A 202-nucleotide genomic window follows, 5' to 3' on the forward strand; every position below is an offset into this window, starting at 1 on the left:
TAAAATCTGGGAACTATCAGAACAATTAACTCCAGTTTTCCAAGAAAATAAAGACAGACCTTATTTATATTGGGCCAATTTAGACTATTATAATTTGGTCCAAAATGCCCATAAAAACATCAATCTACCATTGGATATGAACACGTTTATCAGTGTAAGAAAAGATCTTTATTCAAAAGAAGCCAATTTTTCTGTTAATATT

General features: G+C 29.2%; 1 pseudogene. It reads left to right on the forward strand.

From position 1 onward, the window contains the following. A pseudogene (locus Lani_RS20805) lies at positions 1-202 on the forward strand (alpha/beta fold hydrolase); the annotation flags it as partial.

Origin of the sequence: Legionella anisa, from assembly GCF_001467525.1 — a bacterium.
GTDB classification, from domain to species: Bacteria; Pseudomonadota; Gammaproteobacteria; order Legionellales; family Legionellaceae; genus Legionella; species Legionella anisa.